This is a genomic window from Sediminibacterium roseum, from assembly GCF_009939005.1.
Classification (GTDB): Bacteria; Bacteroidota; Bacteroidia; order Chitinophagales; family Chitinophagaceae; genus Sediminibacterium; species Sediminibacterium roseum.
The window spans coordinates 797,387-816,315 of sequence record NZ_JAACJS010000015.1 but is presented as its reverse complement, the minus strand read 5'-3'; the positions used below and the strand labels follow the sequence as shown (position 1 = coordinate 816,315).

At 48.1% G+C, this 18,929-nt stretch carries 14 protein-coding genes; 8 read left to right on the top strand and 6 right to left on the bottom strand.

Going from position 1 to position 18,929, the window contains the following annotated elements; all coding sequences use genetic code 11:
* The first annotated feature begins 30 nt into the window (after positions 1-30).
* The 3 genes from GWC95_RS14725 (at position 31) to GWC95_RS14715 (ending at position 2,902) form a co-directional block, all read left to right on the top strand.
* On the top strand, positions 31-855 hold the full coding sequence (locus GWC95_RS14725) for a hypothetical protein (RefSeq protein WP_161819479.1): 825 nt from the start codon (positions 31-33) through the stop codon (positions 853-855).
* A gap of 51 nt (positions 856-906) precedes the next feature.
* A complete protein-coding gene (lipA, locus tag GWC95_RS14720; RefSeq protein ID WP_161819478.1) occupies positions 907-1,842 on the top strand; it encodes a lipoyl synthase in 936 nt (311 codons plus the stop codon).
* Positions 1,843-1,951: 109 nt separating this feature from the next.
* Entirely contained in the window at positions 1,952-2,902 is a 951-nt protein-coding gene (locus GWC95_RS14715) for a phosphodiester glycosidase family protein (protein ID WP_161819477.1), read from the top strand.
* Between the two features lie 106 nt (positions 2,903-3,008).
* Here GWC95_RS14715 and GWC95_RS14710 read toward each other — a convergent pair whose 3' ends face one another.
* A complete protein-coding gene (locus GWC95_RS14710; protein ID WP_161819476.1) occupies positions 3,009-3,965 on the bottom strand; it encodes an ROK family protein in 957 nt (318 codons plus the stop codon).
* Between the two features lie 187 nt (positions 3,966-4,152).
* On the opposite strand from GWC95_RS14710, the gene GWC95_RS14705 reads away from it, so the two are divergent.
* From GWC95_RS14705 to GWC95_RS14695, 3 genes are all read left to right on the top strand, one after another.
* Positions 4,153-5,571 carry a glycogen synthase gene (locus GWC95_RS14705; protein WP_161819475.1) on the top strand — a complete coding sequence of 473 codons (1,419 nt, stop codon included), beginning with the start codon at positions 4,153-4,155 and terminating at the stop codon, positions 5,569-5,571.
* Positions 5,572-5,624: 53 nt separating this feature from the next.
* Complete coding sequence (locus GWC95_RS14700; RefSeq protein WP_161819474.1) at positions 5,625-6,908, top strand: glucose-1-phosphate adenylyltransferase; 1,284 nt, start codon at positions 5,625-5,627, stop codon at positions 6,906-6,908.
* A gap of 62 nt (positions 6,909-6,970) precedes the next feature.
* Positions 6,971-7,168, top strand: coding sequence for a cold-shock protein (locus GWC95_RS14695; RefSeq protein WP_161819473.1), 198 nt, complete (start codon positions 6,971-6,973; stop codon positions 7,166-7,168).
* Between the two features lie 133 nt (positions 7,169-7,301).
* On the opposite strand, the gene GWC95_RS14690 is transcribed toward GWC95_RS14695, so the two are convergent.
* From GWC95_RS14690 to GWC95_RS14675, 4 genes are all read right to left on the bottom strand, one after another.
* The gene (locus GWC95_RS14690) at positions 7,302-8,039 is read right to left on the bottom strand and encodes a GLPGLI family protein (RefSeq protein WP_161819472.1); all 738 of its coding nucleotides are present in this window, start codon (positions 8,037-8,039) and stop codon (positions 7,302-7,304) included.
* A gap of 1 nt (position 8,040) precedes the next feature.
* Entirely contained in the window at positions 8,041-10,812 is a 2,772-nt protein-coding gene (locus GWC95_RS14685; RefSeq protein ID WP_161819471.1) for an outer membrane beta-barrel protein, read from the bottom strand.
* 198 nt (positions 10,813-11,010) lie between these two features.
* Positions 11,011-11,775 (bottom strand): GLPGLI family protein, encoded by a 765-nt coding sequence (locus GWC95_RS14680; RefSeq protein WP_161819470.1) that lies wholly within the window; start codon positions 11,773-11,775, stop codon positions 11,011-11,013.
* Between the two features lie 26 nt (positions 11,776-11,801).
* Positions 11,802-14,579: an outer membrane beta-barrel family protein gene (locus GWC95_RS14675; RefSeq protein ID WP_161819469.1), complete on the bottom strand. Its 2,778-nt coding sequence runs from the start codon at positions 14,577-14,579 to the stop codon at positions 11,802-11,804.
* A gap of 116 nt (positions 14,580-14,695) precedes the next feature.
* Between GWC95_RS14675 and glgB the strand changes: the two genes are divergently transcribed.
* Positions 14,696-16,711 (top strand): 1,4-alpha-glucan branching protein GlgB, encoded by a 2,016-nt coding sequence (glgB, locus tag GWC95_RS14670; RefSeq protein ID WP_161819468.1) that lies wholly within the window; start codon positions 14,696-14,698, stop codon positions 16,709-16,711.
* Positions 16,712-16,806: 95 nt separating this feature from the next.
* The gene (locus GWC95_RS14665) at positions 16,807-17,463 is read left to right on the top strand and encodes a GIN domain-containing protein (RefSeq protein ID WP_161819467.1); all 657 of its coding nucleotides are present in this window, start codon (positions 16,807-16,809) and stop codon (positions 17,461-17,463) included.
* Between the two features lie 126 nt (positions 17,464-17,589).
* Here GWC95_RS14665 and GWC95_RS14660 read toward each other — a convergent pair whose 3' ends face one another.
* The gene (locus GWC95_RS14660) at positions 17,590-18,765 is read right to left on the bottom strand and encodes a sensor histidine kinase (protein WP_161819466.1); all 1,176 of its coding nucleotides are present in this window, start codon (positions 18,763-18,765) and stop codon (positions 17,590-17,592) included.
* Between the last annotated feature and the right edge of the window lie 164 nt (positions 18,766-18,929).

Genomic DNA, 18,929 nt, shown 5'->3' with positions numbered 1-18,929 from the left:
ATAAATTTACAAGTAACAAACCAAATGGAAGTGAAGAAGCTATTTTTAATAACATTCGTATTGAGTTCGTTGGTGGTTTCTGCCCAGCAGAGAGTTAAAACAACTGCCGGCCCCGATGCCAAACAACTGAAAAAGGCGGAGCGCAGGGAAAAGATCAATCAACTGATCAAGCAGGAAGAGGAAGGGGCGCTGATTTTCCAGAAGCAGGGCGCATTTGGTTTCAAATTCAACACAGACGGATGGGGCATGTTCTATGAGCATGGCAAATACAAGACCATTACCAAGACCAACCTCTGGTGGCTCGAGTTTGGTGAAAGAAAACACCCCAAAGAAGAAAAGATACCCACACTCACCGCTTCACAGGGTTTCCTGGTTGTTTCGAGTTACATCTATGGCAAACAGAATAACTTCTATTACCTGAAAGCGGGCCTTGGCCAGCAAACGCTCATTGGCGGCAAGGGCAATAAGAACGGTGTTGCAGTTTCCGCTATTTACGGAGGCGGGCTAACGGCAGGTTTGTTAAAACCTTACTACATCGAGATAGAGAACCCGACCACGCATGCCCGCGAACAGATCAAATACGACAACAACGATGCGCTTTTCCTCGATCCTACCATCATCATCGGCAAAGGCGGCCTCTTCAAAGGGTTTAACGAGATCAAATTTGTTCCCGGCGCACATGCCCGCGCGGCGCTCCGTTTCGACTACGGTCGCTACAATGAGCTGCTTTCGGCCATCGAAGTGGGTGTAAATGCAGAATACTACAGCAAAGCAATGCCCATCATGCTGCTGAACAAGGAGAACAAGTTCTTTTTCAACGCCTATATCTCCCTTGTTTTTGGTAAGAGAAAGTAAGTTACTTTTGTGGTCTGAAGCCCGTCTTCTCACTTATAAAGAGGTACTGAAATGCAAGAATTACCCGTGGTAGCGAAAACAGAAGCTGCTGAATTTCCAGTCAAAAAACCCAACTGGTTACGCGTAAAACTGCCTATTGGCGAGAGCTATAAGCATGTGCGCGGACTCGTAGATACCCATAAGCTCCACACCATCTGCGAAAGCGGCAACTGCCCCAATATGGGTGAGTGCTGGGGCGCAGGAACAGCCACCTTCATGATCCTGGGAAATGTGTGCACCCGCAGTTGCGGATTCTGCGCCGTTGCTACAGGAAGACCGGGCGCCGTTGACTGGGACGAACCCCAGCGCGTTGCCGAGGCCATCAACCTGATGAAGGTAAAACATGCGGTGATCACGAGTGTTGACCGCGACGAACTGAAAGATGGCGGATCGATCATCTGGTACAACACCATCGAGGCCGTAAAAGGGTTGAACCCGGATACCACACTCGAAACACTTATCCCTGATTTCCAGGGAAGGGAAGACCAGGTACAACGCATCATCAATGCAGCGCCCGATGTGGTTAGCCACAACATGGAAACAGTTGAACGCATGACGCGCCAGGTTCGCATACAAGCTAAATACCGCCGCAGCCTGGAAGTACTGCGTTTGCTGAAACAAGGCGGCATGCGCACAAAAACAGGCATTATGCTCGGGCTGGGCGAAACCAAAGAAGAGGTTATCCAAAGCATGGAAGACCTGGTTGCCGTAGGTTGCGATGTGCTTACACTCGGCCAATACCTTCAACCCACAAAAAAACATTTACCCGTTCAACGTTTTGTGCATCCCGATGAGTTTGCTGAATTAAGGGAGATCGGTTATGAACTTGGGTTCGACTACGTAGAAAGCGGCCCGCTCGTGCGTTCTTCTTATCACAGCGAAAAACATGTGATACCGGGCTATGGCAAAAACAAATGGAACGAAGAAAAACTGCAGGCCACAGCGTAAACGGGCCGCAGTGCATGGGCAAAGTTTTAACTTGGATCCCTTCAAAAAAAATAATAAATCATTGACAGGCGCCGGATCAATTCCGGCGTTTCTTTTTTAGTATTGTGGTATGAAAAAAATAGCAGCAGTTTTTGTTCTGGCAATAGCAACCCTGGCTGTGCAGGCACAGTGGAACTGGAAAAATGTTGATTCGCTGTACGGCCCTTTGCCAAAGGGGGTGCATGTTTACACGACCAACGACCTGGTTGACGGGAAACCCAATATCGCTTATTACGTAAGCGCGGACCTGAAAGAAAAAGGGATCGAATTCACTACACAGGTGGGCAACGGCAAACGTTTAACGCCAACGCAATATTTTGAACAGGAAGGCAAGCCGCTGCTGGTGATGAATTGCACCTTTTTTGAATTTGTGCACAACAGCAATCTGAATGTAGTGGTGAAAGAAGGAAAGATGGCCGCCTACCAGCAACATACGATTAACGGAAGGGGGAAAGACACTTTCACTTACCGCCACCCGTTTGGAAGCGCGATCGGCATTGCCCGAAACAGGAAGGCCGATGTGGCATGGCTTTACACCGATTCTGCCCAGTCGATTCCGTACGCGAGCCAGAAGCCCATTGCGGCATTTAAGGATTCCGTTGCAAAACATACAGGAAAAGAAATGTTACAGATGGGAGATTTTAAAAAATGGAAAATGGATGCTGCCGTAGGCGGAGGGCCCGTACTGGTGCAAGACGGTGAGGTAAAGATCTCCAACAACGAAGAAATGAAATTCGGTGGCAAGCAGATAGACGACAAACATCCCCGCACCGCAATGGGCTATACAAAAGACGGCAAACTCATCATGCTCGTGATCGAGGGCCGTTTCCCAAACAAAGCCGAGGGTGCAACTTTAACGCAGGAGGCAAGAATGCTCAAAGAGATCGGCTGCGTTGAAGCATTGAACCTCGATGGCGGCGGAAGCAGTTGTATGCTGGTGAATGGAAAACAAACCATCACACCAAGCGATAAAGAACAGCAACGGCAGGTGCCGGCTGTGTTTATGATCAAGGCCAAATAGGTTACTGATAAAGTTCACGCTTCCTAAAACAAAAGAGAAAAGATGAAGTGAAAGGGGTTTACAGAACTTTCACTTCATCTTTTCTCTTTTGCTTTCCGGGATATCCTTATTTGATCTCCCACACCAATGCCGAAGCGCCAAGAATGGCGGCGTCGGATTCTTTGAGATGGCTCACCAGTATTTTTACTTTGTTCTGGAACACCTGGATCAGGTTTTCCTCCATGTGCTCGCGGGTGGGTTTTAAGATGAGGTCGCCGGCCTTCATCAATCCGCCGAACAATACGATTGCTTCGGGGCTCGAGAACATCACGAAGTTCGCAAGCGCCATACCGAGTATTTTTCCCGTGTATTCAAAAATTTCCTTAGCAAGTTCATCACCCGCCATGGCCGCTTCGTACACTTTTTTGGAGTCGAGTTTTTCTTTCGGGATATCGCGGAGCAGGCTCGGTTTGTCGCTCGCTTCCAACAGTTCAATGGTGGTAAGTGTAACACCTGTGGCCGATGCATAACTTTCGAGCGATCCTTTTTTACCGGTGCCCGCGTGTATGCGCCCATCGGGAATGATGATGGTATGGCCGAGTTCGCCCGCAAAACCGTCGTGCCCGTAAATCAGTGTTCCGTTGGCAACGATACCGCTTCCCACACCGGTGCCGAGGGTGATCATAATAAAGTCTTTCATGCCCTTTGCAACACCATACATCATTTCGCCCAGTGCCGCTGCATTGGCATCGTTGGTAAGCACAACAGGAAGGCCGAATTTTGCTTCCACCAGTTTTGCCAGTGGAAGAATTCCTTTCCATGGCAGGTTGGGTGCATACTCAACGGTACCGGTATAATAATTTCCGTTGGGCGCGCCGAGGCCGATGCCTTTGAACCTGCCCACACCGCCTGATTGTTCGATCAGCGGGAGAAGCCGTTCGTACAACTCGTCAATAAATCCCTCAACGTCTGGATGATTCCTGGTCGACATTTCACTCGAGAACAAAAGGTTGCCCACCGTGTCTACGATCCCGAACTTGGTGCCCGTGCCACCAATGTCAACGCCAATTGATAAAGGTCCCATAATTTATTTAGTCTGCTTTAGGTTGCTGAAAAAGCTACAAGCCACAAGATACACGCTACAGCTCAAACAAGATTCCTGTTCACCAAAAAAGCTTACCGCTAACACCCAGTAGCTTTCAGCGGGCTCAAACAAATTTGTTTTCACGAACAGACTAGCTTAATTTGAAAGACAAATTTTTCCTCCCTCCATGGAAATCATACATGTGTCAGCAGAATGTTACCCGGTAGCCAAGGCAGGGGGCCTTGGCGATGTTGTAGGCGCCTTGCCGAAGTACCAATGCAAGGCCGGCCATATTGCCAAAGTGGTGATGCCGATGTACCGCACCAGGTTTTTGTACGACAGCGAATGGACCGTTGATTTCAAAGGCTCTGCCAACCTCGGCAGCTGGTTCTTTGATTATACCATCATCAAGGAACCGACCAATAAACTTGGGTTTGATCTTTTTCTTGTAGACATCAACGGATTGCTCGACCGTCAGAAAATATACGGGTACGATGATGATACGGAACGTTTCACCGCCTTCCAGATTGCCGTTGTAAGCTGGATCAGCAGCTGGGAACACAGGCCCGATGTGGTGCATTGCCACGACCACCATGCGGGGTTGATCCCGTTCATGATGCAGTACTGTTATGATTTTTCTTCGCTTGCCAATGTGCCGTCCATACTTACCATTCACAATGCCCAATACCAGGGCTGGATGGGTTGGGACAAGAGCCGCTACATACCGCGCTGGGATCTTTGGAAAAGAGGGATGCTCGACTGGGCCGAAAACATCAACCCGCTTGCATCCGGTGTAAAATGTGCGGCGCGTGTAACCACGGTTAGCAACAGTTACATGAATGAACTGAGTGTGAGTTCCAACGGGCTCGAAAAATTGTTCCAGATGGAGCGCGGGAAATGTGTCGGTATCTTAAACGGCATCGATAATGAAGTGTGGGATCCCGCAACGGATAAATACCTGCCGCATCATTTCAGCACAAAAAATGTCACTAAGGGCAAACAGAAAAACAAGGAAGAACTCTGTAAGCAGTTTGGCCTCGATGCAACCAAACCCCTGTTTGTTTTTATAGGAAGGTTGGTAGGAGAGAAGGCCGCAGATATTTTACCCGAAGCCATCCGCTCCGCCATCCACCATACGCAGGCGCAGGCCTGTTTTCTTGTATTGGGCAGCGGCGAAACGCAGGTGGAATGGCAGTTCCAGCAAATGGTGGAGCCTTACAAGGGTATCTTCAACTGTTCCATCGGATACGATGAAACACTGAGCCACAAAATGTATGCTGGCGCAGATTTTTTATTGATGCCCAGCCGGGTTGAACCTTGCGGTTTGAACCAGATGTATGCTATGCGTTATGGCACGGTGCCTGTTGTAAGAAGTACGGGCGGGCTGCAGGATACCGTAACGGATATGGGTGATACCGACGGCTTCGGCATCCGCTTTAACAACGCTACAGTGAGCGATGTGGAATACTCCATCGGCCGCGCCGTTACCGTTTTCAAAGACGCCGCTCAAATGGAAAAAATGCGCAGGCACATGATGCAGATCGATCACAGCTGGGAAAGCACGGTGAACGAGTACCTCGGTGTTTACGAATCGGCCATGGGTTAGAAGCGAGAGCGAATCGGCCCAACTTCAAAAACGAACTTATTAAAACTGTAAATATGAATACCATTTCCAAATCAGTTGTTGCGGTGATCCTCGGTGGCGGAGCGGGCAGCAGGTTGTACCCGCTTACAGCGAGCCGTTCGAAACCGGCGGTTCCCATTGCGGGTAAATACAGGCTGGTAGATATACCCATCAGCAACTGCATCAACAGCAACATCAACCGGATGTTCGTGTTAACGCAGTTCAATTCGGCATCGCTCAATAAACACATCAAGAATACCTACCACTTCAGCGCCTTCAGTACCGGCTTTGTTGATATTCTTGCCGCCGAACAAACACCCGATAACCCGGGCTGGTTCCAGGGCACAGCAGATGCGGTGCGGCAATCGCTGCGGCACATACGGAACATGGATTTTGAATACATCCTTATCCTGAGCGGGGATCAATTGTACCAGATGGACTTTGGTGAGATGATGGAATCGCACAAGAATAACGGCGCCGATATCACCATCGCCACCATACCGGTGGATGAACGCGATGCACCGGAATTCGGCATACTGAAAACAGACGAACAGAGCTACATCACATCGTTCATCGAAAAACCAAAGAAAGAACTGCTGCCGGAATGGGCAAGCGACACGGGCGCCGACATGCAGAAAGCAGGCAAGCACTATCTCGCATCCATGGGTATTTATATTTTCAGCAAACAGGTGCTTTACGACCTGTTGAATACGGCACACCCGAATGCGACCGATTTCGGAAAAGAGATCATTCCCGATTCGATCTCGAATTTTAAAGTGAGCAGTTTCCAGTACGACGGATACTGGACAGACATCGGGAACATTTATTCTTTCTACGAGGCCAACCTCGCGCTCACGCAGGAGATTCCACCGTTCAACCTGTTCGACAACAACAAGACCGTTTACAGCCGCGCGCGTATGCTGCCCCCTGCAAAGATTTCGGGTACCACGCTGGAGAAAACCATCATCGCAGAAGGTTCCATCATCCTGGCAAGCAGGCTTGAACAAAGCGTAGTGGGTATCCGTGCAAGGATCGGCCATGGAACAACCATCGTAAGCACCTACATTATGGGTAACGATTACTATGAAACGATAGAGGAAATGGCCATCAACAAAGAAAGAGGGCTTCCGATGATCGGGATCGGGGAACGCTGCTACATCAAAGACGCAATCATCGACAAAAACTGCCGCATCGGGAACGATGTGCGGATCAACGGCGGGAAACATCTTGTTAATACCGACCATGCATTGTATACCGTGAAAGACGGGATCGTTGTTGTTAAAAAACAAGCCGTTCTCCCGGATGGGTTTGTAATTTAAGAAAAGCTTAAGGAAAAATGGATTAGCTTGTAGTAAACAACATTCACAAAAAAATTACAGCTATGGCTACCGGTACAGTAAAATTTTTCAACGAAACAAAAGGTTTCGGGTTTATCAAAGACGACAGCGATGGAAAAGAATATTTTGTTCACGTTACAGCGCTCTCAACCAAAACACTTAAAGAAAACGAGAAAGTTTCTTACGAAGTAGAAGACGGCAAAAAAGGGCCGATGGCGGTAAGGGTGCAAACGCTCAGCTAGCCGAACCGCAAACAGGAATTGAGAATTGATACTTCATTATAAAATCAAAAAGGCCGATGATCATCATCGGCCTTTTGTATAAATGCATTGGTCGTTGTGTCTGTTAACCCAGTTCAATGAACATTGCCAGGCGCTACAACGACGAAACCCAGATTCTTTTCTCCGCTTCTTTTCCCCAGTCTTTGAAACCTTTCTGCAGTTCTGCCTGCAGTTGGCTCCAGGTAACTTTTTTTCCTTTCTGCACGGGGCTGAGTTGTGCGGTGGTTGGTTCGGTCAGTTCAACTTTTGTTGCAAACCAGGTGGTGTACAACCTTGGAACGGCCAGGCCCAGGATCATACCCGGTAAGCCGCCAAATGTTTCGGGGCCGCTGCTCACGGGGATCTGGTCGGTGTAAAAGGCTACCACGTAAACAGAATCGCAGATCTTTGTTACCGCTTTCCTGCATTCAAAACCCGCGATCTCGCGTGTTTCATCGGTGATGCGCCATTCGAGGTTGCGGAGGCTGTCCTGGATAAGATATGTGTTTTCAAAAACCTCTCTTTTGGTAGAGGTTGTCTTTGCATCCAGGTCCTGCACCACGCCTTCTTCTATGGAAGGTTTGATGCCCTGCAGGTATTTGTTCTCTGTATTTTCTTTTACGAGTTTATATACGGACCGCCTGGTGTCGAAACGCAGTTCGTAGTTATCGTTTACAAACTTCGGGTATACTTTCAGCATCTGCTGGTACCAGACATTGTCTGCCTGGTCTTCCATTGGTTTGTGCTGGTTCATTTTTCTTTCGTACTCTATGCGTCCTTTTGTAACAAATTGCTGTTGTGCCGAGGCGCTGAGCATGAGTGCGCTGAATGCGATGATGAATAGTGTTTTCATATTAAAATCCGCTGTTTGCCGGTTTCCCGTTTTTACTGAAATTATATACCAAAGAGAACAACACGTAACGCTGAATCGTTTCATTCACCGTTTCTGTACGGAAGTTGCTGCTTGCGCTCCTGTTGATGCCCCTGTTCTGGTTGAGCATATCGTTAACAGCAACTTTGAGTTCCCATTTATCGTCTTTTGAAATGATCTGCCTAATGCTCGGGCTGATCACCCAGCTGTCGAGCTGGTTTGCAAATGCTTCTGTTTTCTGGTAGATGGTTCCCTGTATGCCAATGTCTATATAGGTTTTCATTTTCTTCAGCTTCAACTGCACATTTGAATAAGTATTGTACTGCCAGTACGCCGTTGTGATCTCCGGCCTGATGGAAGAAACAGAATTTGAATAGTTGGCATTGAAGTTCATCCAGAAGTTGATCCACTTGTCTGCCCAATAACCACTGTATACTCCTATGTTCACGCCTTTGTTGCTTGTCCTGTTCTCTTTGTTGTTTACATAGTTTACATAGCGGCTAAAGCTTGGTCCCGCATTCAGGCCCACGTTGAGCGATGGAACAAGATCAAACCCATAACCGAGCGATGCGTTGAAATTGTAGTTGCCCGAAACATTGATCGCCTTGCTCACTTTTGCAAATGTTTTCTGGTCTACAAAACTTGCGTTGCTGATCGCATTTTCTGTGATCGATAAATTCGCGTAGATCGACATGCTCTTGCTCTTCAACACCTTGTAATCGGAGGCCCTGAAATTAAAATTGTGGGTGAACGATTGTTTCAGATCCGGGTTGCCGATCACCTGGTTAAACTGGTCGGTATTATCGGTAAGCGGCTGTATCTGCTGCAGCGTCGGGTTGCGGGTGCTTCCGGTATAGTTCAGCGTTACCCTGCGTTGTTGTTTGGGTGTATAATTGAATTGCACCGACGGAACGAAATTGGTAAAGGTTACCTCTCGCGCGGTGTTCTTGTTGAGGTCGGTCATGTGGTAAGTAGAAGTACCAAGACCCGTTCCAACAGAAAAATTCACCTTCTTCACATTGTACCGGATGTTGAATCCGCCCTGGTGGCCGGTAGTATTGAAGATGTAATGATTGCTCAACGTATCTACCAGGTTCTCGTATTTACCTGCGCCGTTCTTGCCAAATGTGTTGCGCTCAGAATTGTTCTGGCTCAGGTTCAGGCGGTAATTGAGGATGAGGAACGTGTTCTTCCACAACGGTTCGGTGTACGTAAGGAGCGAGTTGATGGAGGAGGTTCTTTGTTTGTTAACCTTCATCTGGTCAATGTTCTTCAACGAATCCACTCCGCCGCCTGCACTGAAATAAGTTACATCCTGCACCGACAACAGGCTTTCTTTCCTGTCGCCGAAACTCAGGTCAGAGTTGAACGAAATGGTGCGGCCGGCTTTTTTGAATTTCTTGCGCCAGAAAATATTCCCGGTCAGCGTATTGTTCTCGTCGTTGGAAGATGTTAAACGTTTATTGGTGTTCCTTAGGTGCGCGGCCGAATCGTAGTTGTTGGTAATGTAGTCCGTTTTAACCAGGCTCTTCACGGTCTGCGGTTTTGCAGTGATCTTTAACGAGCTCGATGAATCGATCTGCCATTCGTAAATGCTGGTGAGCTTGTGTCTTGTTCTGTCTGCAACCTGCGACTGCGAGCTGAGGGTTGTATACTGGTTGTTTGGTATCAGGCTCTCTGTTTTTGTGATGGTGGTGCCATGCACGTTCAGGTCGTTGTACTGGTACGTGTTGTTAGTGTTGTGCTTGTCCTGGTTCCATTTGTTGCTGAAATGCAAACCGCCCGTGATGGATTTCGGAAAGCCGCGTCCCCAGCTGAATTCATCACCGCTGGAAAAAATGCTGATACCGCCATCATCGTTGATGGTTGTGGTTGTATTGGCATCGCCTGCATAGTTCCTGTTCTCATCCCAGTTGAGCGATTCAAACTTGGTATTATCGGAGGTGAGATAGCCCGATATTTTTCTTTTGCCTTTGAATGCGTTGAGCAGGGCCTTTCCATAATTGTATTTCGTGAAATCGCTGCCCAGCTCTACTTTTCCGAAGTATCCTTTTTTCTTGTCTTCTTTTAACTGGATGTTCAGGGTCTTTATTTTCTGCCCGTCGTCGATACCGGTAAATGTTGCCTGGTCGCTTTTTTTGTCGAATGCCTGTACTTTATCCACCGCATCTGCGCGAAGGTTCTTGGTAACAACCGCCGGGTCGTCGCTGAAAAATTCTTCGCCATCCACCAGTATCTTTTCTACTTTCTCACCCTGCGCCGTAATTTCTCCTTTGCTGTTTACCTGTATGCCCGGCATTTTGCGCAGCAGTTCCTGCACATCGGCATTGGCACTTACGCGGAAGCTGTCGGCGCGGTATTCTGTGGTATCGCCTTTTACGCGGATGGCGCCGATGCGTTGTTTAACGATCACTTCCTGCAGCAGGTTGGCTTTTGTGATCAGGGGGAGGCTGCCCAGCGATTTATCGGTTCCATCGAGTTTGATCTTTTCTACATATTCTGCATAGGTAGGATAAGACACCATCAGGATGAAATCGCCGCTGCTCAGGTTTTTCAGCTCAAAATTACCCTGCGCATCGGTGCGTGTGAATTTTACAAGCACGGAATCTTTTGCGCGGAGGATGGCGATGGTGGCGTTGGAGAGGTTTTGCTTGTTCAACGTATCCCGGATCGATCCTTTCAGGGAACTTTTCTGCGCCGTTGCTGCGGCGGCAAAAACAACGAGTGAAACAAGTAATACGGTTAATTTTCTCATTTGAAGCAGTGGTTGGTATTGATTAGTCAGGATTTATCATGAATCCCCGCTACGGGATGTAAATGCCATTAATGTTCGAATGGTTGCATCAGGGGGATGATTATTTGCCACTCATTCCTGTTGTCCGCTTATAAGAACGCCGGACCGCACAAAGGTTGGAAAACCGATGTAAAAAAACGTCCGGAGTTATATGAACGGTCATATCATTATTTGCCAGATGTTGCGATCCTTGTTGTTTCCGCTGTACCAATCCCTCATTACCTCTCTCAGTTTCAGGTACAGCTCTGCGTTTTTGATCGGTTTCCCTTTTTTGGGTGCAACCAGTTCCGTTTCTTTTACTTCTTTAAGCTCCAGTTTGGTTGCGTACCAGGTTGTATGCATGCGGGGGATCACCAGGCCGAGTATCATGCCGGGCAAACCGTTAAAACCTTCCGGACCGCTGGTGCAAAGGATCTGCTCGCTGAAAAAGGCTACCACGAATACAGAATCCATCGTTACCGCTGTTGCCTTGCGGCATTCAAAGCCGGCAATGGTTCTCGTATCGTTCGATATTTTCCAGTTGAGTTTGCGAAGCGAATCCTGCACGAGATAGGTGTTCTCAAACACATTTTTCTGTGAGCTGCTTTTTTCATTCGCAAAATCATTGAACACAACGTTCTCGGCGGCCAGCCCGTTTACCCAGTCGGGTATGCGTTGTGTAACGGCTATCTCGCGGCCGGGTTTGTAAATGCTCCTGTTCAGATCGAAGGAGAGGTCGAAGTAACTTACACCGGTTACGGGCATCGTTTTTTTGAAGGTCGCCAGCATGCTGCCGCCTTCATCGTTCTTGAAATTTTCCTCCAGTATCTTATGGATGTTCACGGTTTTCTCAAACTCTATCTTTCCTTTCTGGATATAGGTCTGTTGTGCGTACATGCTTTTTGAAAGAAAGCTGGCAAGAAGAACAAAAAATATCTTTTTCATAAATGCTTTTATCAGGTATCAAATTTTTACTGCGCCGGTGCCGCCGTTGTCGCCGATGGGTTCCTTGTGAAGTTCCAGGTAAACGACAACAGGAAGTAACGCGACAACGTTGAGAACGTGCTTTCTGTTACCGAAGTGGTGCTCGAGTTCCTGCTTACGCCCTTGTTCTGGTCGAGCACATCGAATGCCTTGAAACGGATCTCTGATTTTTTATCCTTGAATAATTTTTTTGCAAGCGATATGTTCCATGCCACAACATTGTTTCCACTGCTGAAGGTAGCGGTAGCCTGGCGCCAGTTACCAGACAGGTCCTGCCCGAATTCAAAATCATGCGGCAGGTAGATGTTGTTGTAGATGTAAAGCGTATGGGTGAAGTAATTGTTCTTTACATCCGGGTTAATGGTTGATACGGATGTGTTGTAGTAGATATAGTAGTCAAAATAAAAATCGTATTTCTTCTCCCTGTTCTTGCCGATGGCCCAGTTGATACCGTACTGTTCGCTTTTTGTTTTGCTGAGGATATTGTTCACATAACCTGTGCTCATTGTTTTGCGATAGGTAAAGAACCCGTCGATGTTCATATCCCATACGCCTTTGAGGTTGCGGTTGTAACCCAGCCTTGCATTGTAATTGTAGTTGCCGTTCGTGTTTACGTAGCGGTAGGTTGTTTTACCTGTTGCCAGGTCGGTCACTGTGTTGTTGCGTATCGCGTTGGCGGTGGTTGAGTAACCGAAGTAAACATTGATGCCGCGTTCTGCGATCGTTTTAAAATCGTAATAGCTGAAACTGAAATTGTGGTTGAACTCCTGCTTGAGATCCGGGTTGCCCACGGGTTGGTAGTTGGGGTTGGTATTGTCTGCCACAGGCTGCAATTGCGAAATGGAGGGTTGTCTTGTATTGCCGTTGTAGTTAAACGTTACCCGCCTGTTGCTGCTGAATTTGTAAGTGAAATTGGAGCGCGGAAAAAGGTTGTTGTAGGCGAACCTGATCAGCGAATCTTTGATGAGGTCCAGTTGTTTGATGTCTGCACGTGTTACATCACCCCCGATCGCAAAAATGGTTTTCTTCGAATTGTAACGGAACATGGTTCCGCCGGTGGTGGTGCCCACATCGTATGCATAGCTGTTGCTGTAGCGCGAATCGAGGGTCGTGTATTTGCCGCCGGCTGCTTTGTTGTACGAAAGCAATTTAGATTCCGTATTGGTTTTACCCATTCCATAACTCAGTTCCCATGTGATCGTTTTTGAAATGGGCTGTGTATAGGCAAGTTTGCCGGTAAGGAATTTGTAGAGGTTCCCGTTTATCTTTTGCTGATCAGTAGTATCGCGTTTCTGAACACCCACCGAATCGTAAAAATTTGACGAATACAGGAAACCATTGGAATTGGTTTCTGTATAACGCTGGTCAACACTCAGCGAGATCGTTTGTCCCGGCTTCGTGAATTTTTTCCTTACGATCAGCGATGTGCTCATGGCCTGTTCATCGCCTTTCGACGAAACGGTCCTGTCGGTCGTGTTCAACAGCTGCCCTGCATCGTTTGTTTGCGCACTCTTGAACAACGAATGTTTTTCGTTTTCACCCTTGTACCCGCGCACGCTCAATTTGGCCGAGAACGAACTGTCGAACATCCACTCGTACGATGCATTGGCCGAATGGCGGAACTTGTTGCTGTAAAATGAACTCGATTGTTTGGTGAGAAGGTAATTGTTCTTTAAGATGTCTTGCCGGGTAGTGGTGCCCACACCTTCGGTCATCATTTTTCCATAACGGTAGGAGCCATTGAGGTTTTGTTTTTCTTCGTTGTATTTATTGCCGTAATTAAGGCCCGCGCTCCAGGCTTTGGGTACGCCATTGCCATAAGAATCATCAAAGTCATCATATTCACGGCCCACATAGGTATTGCCATCGTCTGCGGTAAAGGTTTGTGTGTTGTCGCCCCCGTATTTGTTTTGCTCGTCCCAGCCCAGTCCTGTTTTGCCTGTGCTGCTCATGATGCCGTAAAAAGAGATCCTTCGTTTTCCTTTAAAGGCGTTTGCCATGAGGCTGTTGTTCCATACATCCTGCGGGCCTGCGCCTGCCTCCAGTTTTCCGAAGATCCCTCGTTTGCGGTCGTCTTTCAGTTTGAAGTTGATGGTTTTTGTTTTACTGCCGTCGTCGATGCCTGTGAAAGTGGCCTGGTCGCTTTTCCTGTCGTATACCTGGAACTTGTCTACTGCGGCGGCATCCAGGTTGCGCGTGGCCACGGTTGGGTCGTCGCCAAAAAACTCTTCGCCGTCTACCAATACCTTTTCGATCTTTTCGCCGTTGGCGGTGATCTTTCCATCCTTATCGATCTGGAAACCCGGCACCACGCGCAGCATTTCCTCTATGCTTGCCCCCGGGCGCACCTTAAAACTGTCTGCGCGGTACTCGAGCGTATCTCCTTTTAAACGGATGGCGGCGATCTTCTGGCGAACGATCACGTCTTCGAGCAGGTGCGCTTTGGTGATGAGGTTGATCTTTCCCATGTCGATGGAGGCATCGGCAACAGTTATATCGTCTACATAATCGGCATAATTAAGATAAGTGATGACCGCGCGGTATTTTCCCGGCACAAGGTTTTTGATCTCGAAATTGCCTTGTTTGTCGGCCCGCCCGAATTTATACAAGGTAGAATCCTTTGCGCGCAACAGTGTGATCAGCGCATGTTCAAGATTTTGCCGGGCGGCGGTGTCAGTTATAGTACCTTTAAGAGCAGGCTGCTGGGCACGGGTTGAAATGACAAGCAGGAACAATAGTGCCGTGAGGGCAGTCGTCTTCTTCATGTGCGCAGTAGTTTTAGGTATGGATGCAGTTTGGGCGTAAATTCCACAAATAATTTTAATAACTATCTCTTTAGTCGTTAATTAATGTTAAATCTTTTTGTAATAATTTGTTAACTATGCCAGCGAAAAAAGATAGTATACCCACCCACGGTAACAAGAGCGCAGAAGCAGGAGATGGTTGGAAGCCGGCTGAAAAAAAATACGAGGAGGCGCATTTCATCGACCAGCAGCAGGCGGTTTGGAACTATTCGCTGTTTTCGGATGCCGACATCCGCAATTTCCAGCGCGGCACGCATTACCGCCTTTATGATTTTTTTGGCAACAAACAACTGGAGGTGCTTGGCACAAAGGGCACCTACTTTGCGGTTTGGGCGCCGAATGCAAGTTTTGTGGGTGTGGTTGGGCATTTCAACGATTGGAACAAAACGGCGCATCCCCTAAAGGTTCGCCAGGATCATTCGGGGATCTGGGAAGGGTTCATACCCGGTGTGAACGAGGGCGAGGTATATAAGTATCATATACATGGGTACAAAGGGATCAGGCTCGACAAAGGCGATCCCTTTGCGCACCGGTGGGAGAAACGGCCGCATACGGCGTCGATCACCTGGCAAACGCAGTACGACTGGAAAGATGGCGATTGGATGCGCACGCGAAAAAAACACAATGCCACTTCAGCACCCTATTCGGTGTACGAGGTTCACCTGGCAAGCTGGATGCGCCCGGATAAAAACGATGAGGAAACTTACAATACCTATACGCAGATCACCGAAAGGTTGGTGCCGTATGTAAAGGAAATGGGGTTTACGCATGTGGAGTTTATGCCGGTAATGGAGCATCCTTATGATGGATCCTGGGGCTACCAGGGCACGGGCTATTTCGCACCCACATCGCGTTTTGGTTCACCACAGGAGTATGCGGCCATGGTGGATGCGTTTCACAATGCGGGTATCGGGGTGATACTCGATTGGGTGCCCTCGCATTTTCCCTATGATGCACATGGATTGTTCATGTTCGACGGGACGCATACTTACGAATACGCGGATATGCGCAAAGGCTATCATCCCGATTGGAACTCCTATATTTTCAATTACAAAAGGGGAGAAGTGAAATCATTTCTCATCAGCAGTGCGCGGTTCTGGTGCGACCGGTTCCATACCGATGGCCTCCGCGTAGATGCCGTGAGCTCGATGCTGCGGTTGGATTACAGCCGCAACGACGGACAGTGGGAGCCGAATGAATACGGCGGCAACGGTAACCTGGAAGCGATCGCTTTCATCAAAGACCTCAATGAAACGCTGTACCGCGATTTCCCGGATATACAGACCATTGCAGAAGAGGCCACCGACTGGCCCCGTGTAAGCAGGCCAACGTTTGAAGATGGTTTGGGATTTGGTATGAAATGGATGATGGGATGGATGCACGATACGCTTGATTATTTTAAGATGGATCCCCTGTTCCGCCAGTTTCACCAGGATAAGTTTTCATTCAGCATGATGTATTTCTATGATGAGCATTTCATGCTGCCCCTGAGCCACGATGAAGTGGTACATGGTAAGAGCCCGATGATCTACAAGATGCCGGGCGATGAATGGCAGAAGTTTGCCAACCTGCGTGTACTGTATACCTATATGTTCACGCACCCGGGCGCAAAGCTGCTGTTTATGGGCGATGAGTTCGCATCAACCAGCGAATGGAACTACAAGAGCGAACTTCCCTGGGAGCTGCTCGAGCATGCGCCGCATGCGGGAATGAAGAAGTGCATACAGGCGCTCAACAAACTCTACCGCACAGAACCGGCGCTCTACGAAAAACAATTTGAGCCGGGCGGGTTTGAGTGGGTAGACCTTAACCACCGCAGCGAATCGGTATTGGTTTTTATGCGAAAAGGCAAAAAGGAGAAGGACAATGTGCTCATCATACTCAATGTAACGCCGGTGGTGCGGAACGACTGGGAGGTTTTTGTATACAACAAAGGAAAATGGTCGGAGATCTTTAATACGGATGATAAGGCGTTTTGGGGCACCGGGGATGTTTACAATCCAGCCATTAAAAGTGAATTGGTAGACAAACCCTCCCGGTGTTATAAGATAAAACTGAACCTGCCGGCCCTGGGCGCGATCGTTTTGCGGTAATGGGGCGGGCCGGGTGCCATTGAGAGGCAGATTCAAAAAGAAAAAAACGGTTGTAACTTTTTTCAACCGCATCCGTTACATTCAAAAAACCAGACATGAAACGAATATTTTTATCCCTCACCATCCTTTTGAGCGCGGCGGTGAGCTTCGGTCAGAACGTAGTTTACGGCGATAACGTAGAAAAAAGATCGGTCAGCTCTTTCCATGCCATTGAATCCAATTCGGGAATAGAAGTGATTTTGAGCAAGGGCGATAAAGAAGAACTTGCTGTGAGCGTTGGCAACCAGGAATACCTCAACGAGATCAGGACCGTGGTAGAAGGCGGCGTTCTCAAGATCTCGCGCAGCACCGATTGGAAATTCTGGAACCACTGGAAAAATTTCCGCTGCAAGGTGTATGTGTCTTACAAAAACATCGATGGCGTAAAAGCCACCAGCGGAAGTTCCATAAAAGCAGACGATATTAACGGTGGCAGTTTAAGGGCGCGTATGAACAGTGGCGGAACGATCACGCTCTCGGGAAAAGTAGAATCGATTGACATCGATGGCAGCAGCGGCGGCCAGTTCCGCGGATACTCGCTCAGCGCCAACAACTGCACTGCAGAAGTAAGCAGCGGCGCAGGCATACAGGTAACGGTGAACAAAGAAATTTCAGCCAAAGCAAACAGCGGCGGTTATGTAAGGTTCAAAGGCGAAGGGTTGATCAGGGACATCAACGTGAACAGCGGCGGCTCTGTGAAACGCCAGAGCTAACGAATCAAAAAAAAATACTGAACGATCGAATACAAGAAGGCCGGTGATCTTACACCGGCCTTCTTGTATGATAGGCGTACATCGGCTGCAAATATCTTGTTATCCTTCAGGTTCGCTGTTGAGTAATTATTGTTCCGCACTGCGCTGCAGCGGCAGTATGATGCGGAAGGTGGATCCTTTTCCCGGTTCGCTCCATTTTACAAAAAGTTTTCCCTTGTGGTATTGTTCAATAATGCGTTTGCTGAGGGATAGCCCCAGTCCCCAGCCCCGCCGTTTGGTGGTGAAGCCTGGTTTGAAAACATCATTGAGATGCGTTTTTGAAATTCCTTTCCCGGTATCGGTCACATCTATCAATGCGTAAACTTCATTGGTGCTGGCGGTGATGGTGATGGTGCCGTTGCCTTCGATGGCGTCGAGCGCGTTCTTGATCAGGTTCTCAACAACCCAATCAAAAAGTGGGGGAGAGAGCAATGCCTTTGTATCGGCGATCATTGCATCGTCAAAAATAAAATTTACCTGGCCGCCTGTTCTGCGTTTCATGTAATCTACCATGTGGTGGATCTGTTCCGCAGGTTTTCTCCATTCCAGTTGCGGCTCGCTGCCTATTTTCCCGAACCTGTCGGTGATGAGCAAAAGCCTGTTCACATCTTTTGCTATTTCAGGAACGATGGCATTGTTGGCTTCGTTTTCTTTCAACAACTCGAGCCATCCCTGCAGGCTGGAAACAGGTGTGCCCAACTGGTGTGCGGTTTCTTTGGCCATCGAGGCCCAGAGCTGGTTTTGCGCGCTTTTGTTCGCGGTCTGTAATGCAACTATGGCAATGGTAATGAACAATGCAACGATGATCAGCTGAACGATCGGGTATAGCTGAACCTCTTTCAACAACTCACTCTCTCCATAATAATATTTATTGGCCGTGTACGGATTTTCTTTCAGCACCAGCACGATCGCGTTGTTGTTGTACCGTTTGAACTCGGCGAGTTTTCTGTTGAGGTAATCCTTGTCTTCTTTTACCCGTGTACTGTCGAGGTTCAGGTAATTGCCCGTGATGGCATCTTTCTCATTTGTTTCAATAATGGGTATCTGGCTGTTCTCCGTAGAGATCTTTGTTGCGAGGTTGATGCTTGCACTGTCGGAAGAATTCAGGATGGTACGTTGTGCCTCTACCCATGCCTCAACATTCTTCCGTTCTTCCCTTGCAATTTTACCGGATACATACTGCGAATAAATAATGGTACCGCTCACCAGCAATATCGCTATGCCGACCAGGATCACGCGCCAGTTGAGCCAGTGAGGTTTCATGGAGCTAATTTAGGATTATTGCTGCGATTTGAGCCGTGAGATATAAGTTCCGCATGTCATTGGCTTTTCCAGATTGATGATTGGAGATGTTCCATCAACAGGAAAACAAAAAAAGGCAGTCGTTCAAACGACTGCCTTCTGATATATAGAATGGAAGAATTGTC